2 protein-coding genes are annotated in these 2,930 nt (G+C 70.1%); both read left to right on the plus strand.

The window, feature by feature from the left end:
• The first annotated feature begins 136 nt into the window (after positions 1-136).
• Positions 137-1,969 (plus strand): dipeptide/oligopeptide/nickel ABC transporter permease/ATP-binding protein, encoded by a 1,833-nt coding sequence (locus ELR45_RS03705; RefSeq protein WP_129663583.1) that lies wholly within the window; start codon positions 137-139, stop codon positions 1,967-1,969.
• The gene (locus ELR45_RS03710) at positions 1,966-2,859 is read left to right on the plus strand and encodes an ATP-binding cassette domain-containing protein (RefSeq protein ID WP_129663585.1); all 894 of its coding nucleotides are present in this window, start codon (positions 1,966-1,968) and stop codon (positions 2,857-2,859) included. The genes ELR45_RS03705 and ELR45_RS03710 overlap by 4 nt, the downstream gene beginning before the upstream one ends.
• Positions 2,860-2,930: the final 71 nt, after the last annotated feature.

Consider the following 2,930-nt stretch of genomic DNA (forward strand, 5'->3'; position numbering starts at 1 on the left):
TTGCCGTCCAGGCGACCACCTCCGGGGACATCCCGATCGTGATGGGCCTGGTCCTCGCCACCGCGGTCATCGTCGTCGTCGTGAACCTGGCGATCGACCTGCTCCAGGCCACGCTCAACCCGAAGGTGAGGCTGTCGTGACCGAGGCACTGTCTCCGGCGCTCGAGGCGCCGACGCCCACATCCGCGCCCGCGGCCAAGGCGTCGCTGCTCCGGCGCCTGCTCCGCAACCCGACCGCGATGGTGGCCCTCGCCTTCCTCGCCGTGGTGGCGGTCGTCGCGGTGCTCGGGTCGCTGATCGCGCCGCGCGACCCGAACCTCGCATCCTTGCAGGACATCCTGGTGCCGCCGGGCTCCGAACATCTGCTCGGGACCGACGGCTCCGGCCGCGACGTCCTCTCCCGCCTGCTCGCCGCCACCCAGATCAGCGTCGCCGCTGCGCTCGTCGCGCTGGCCGTCGCGTTGACGATCGGCGTCATCGGCGGTCTGCTCGCCGGATATTACGGGCGGTGGTTCGACGCCGTCTCGTCCTGGCTCACCGGCCTGATCATGGCGCTGCCGGGCATCGTGGTGCTGCTGGCGGCCCGCGCCGTGCTCGGGCCCTCCGTGTGGGTGTCGATGGCGATCTTCGGCGTCCTCATGTCCCCCGCCTTCTTCCGCCTCGTCTACGCGGCGGTGACCGCGGTGCGCAACGAGCTGTACGTCGACGCCGCTCGGGTCTCCGGACTCAGCGACGCACACATCATCGGCCGGCACATCCTGTTCGTCGTCCGCGCCCCGATCATCATCCAGGCGGCGATCGTCACCGGCATCGCCATCGCGATCCAGTCTGGCCTCGAGTTCCTCGGCCTCGGCGATCTCTCGGTGCCGACCTGGGGAAGCATGCTCAACGACGGCTTCGTCAACATCTACGAGGAGCCCATGCTCATGCTGTGGCCGGCACTGGCCATCAGCCTCACCACCATCGCTCTGGCGTTGCTGGCGAATGCGATGCGCGACGAACTCGAGCGCAGCGGCGGCGGACGCAAGCGGCGACGCCGGCATGTCGCTTCGCCACCCGCTGTCGAGGCGCCACCGGACCTTGTGGCCGTCGTCGAGCATGCCGACGACGCGCGAGGCCAGGACCACATCGGCGAGGAACTGCTGCATATCGACGGGCTGCGAATCGGCTACGACCAGCCGGACGGCGGCATCGTCGAGGTGGTCAACGGCATCAACCTGAGCATCCGGCGTTCAGAGGTGCACGGGCTCATCGGCGAATCGGGATCGGGCAAGACCCAGACCGCGTTCGCCGTCCTGGGCCTGCTGCCCGACGGTGGTCGCGTCGTCGACGGGTCCATCCGGTTCGGAGAGGCCGAACTGGCCGGCGCCGACGAGCGCGCCTACGCCCGGGTCCGCGGCCGGAGGATCGCCTACGTCCCGCAGGAACCGATGAGCAACCTCGATCCCGCGTTCACCATCGGCAGCCAGCTCGTCGAGCCGCTGCGCGTCACACTCGGGCTCGGCAAGAAGGAGGCGGTCGAAAGGGCGCTCGCGCTGCTCAGCCGGGTCGGCATCCCGGACCCCCGACGCACGTTCGCCGCCTACCCGCACGAGATCTCCGGCGGCATGGCGCAGCGCGTGCTCATCGCCGGCGCGATCTCCACCGATCCCGAACTGCTCATCGCCGACGAGCCGACCACGGCTCTTGACGTGACCGTGCAGGCCGAGGTGCTCGACCTGCTCCGCGACCTACAGGAGGAACGCCGGATGGGAATGCTCCTGGTGACGCACAACTTCGGCGTGGTCGCCGACCTCTGCGACCGGATCTCGGTCATGCAGTCGGGCCGCATCATCGAGACCGGCCCGGTGCGGGCCATCTTCCACGACGCCGAGCACACGTACACGCAGTCGCTGCTCGACGCCATCCTCGAGGACGGCGAGCCGCGCGGTGCGCTCGTCCCCGCCGGCGGCGAAGGCGGTGTGCGATGACAGCCAACCTGCTCGATATGCGCGATGTCGAGGTCGAATACCCGGGCAAGGGCTGGCGGGCCGGCGGGTTCCGCGCCCTGCAAGGCGTCTCGCTCGACATCCGTGAGGGCGAGACGGTGGGCCTGGTCGGCGAGTCCGGTTCGGGCAAGACGACGCTGGGCCGCGCCGTGCTAGGACTGGCACGTGTCACGAGCGGCCGGATCGATTACCGCGGACGCGACATCGCGCACCTCTCACGGCGGGAGCGCCGGGCGCTGAGCAGCGAGATCCAGGTCGTCTTCCAGGACCCGTACAGCTCGCTCAACCCCGCGATGACGATCCAGCAGATCCTCAGCGAGCCGCTCACGACGCGAGGTGCCGACGCCGAGTCGGCCCGGGCACGCGTCGCCTACCTGCTCGACCAGGTGCATCTGCCGCACGACGCCGGCTCCCGGCTTCCACGCGAGTTCAGCGGTGGGCAGCGGCAGCGCATCGCCATCGCCCGAGCGCTCGCCCTCGACCCACGGCTGATCGTGTGCGACGAGCCGGTGTCCGCGCTGGACCTGTCCACCCAGGCCCATGTCCTCGACCTGTTCATCGAGATCCAGGAGCGCACCGGCGTCGCCTACCTGTTCATCTCACACGACCTCGCGGTCGTACGGCACATCAGCCACCGGGTCGCGGTCATGTACCGCGGCGAGATCGTCGAATCGGGAGACGGCGCCCAGGTCACCGGCCACCCCGAGCACCCGTACACCCAGCGGCTGTTCATGGCCGCGCCGGTGCCCGATCCGGACCGGCAGGCACAGCGACGCGCCGACCGCCACCGCCTCGTCACACAGCACGCCGAGGCGGACGAACAGGCCGGGGCCGCCGTCGGCGTCGGATGGAGTGAGAGCACCAGTGAGTAGCGGCGCAGGGAGGAGCACGACATGACCGTCGAGAGCACCAGGGCGCCCTTGCCCGCGGACTTCGTGTGGGG

Source organism: Phytoactinopolyspora endophytica, from assembly GCF_004138495.1.
Taxonomy (GTDB): Bacteria; Actinomycetota; Actinomycetes; order Jiangellales; family Jiangellaceae; genus Phytoactinopolyspora; species Phytoactinopolyspora endophytica.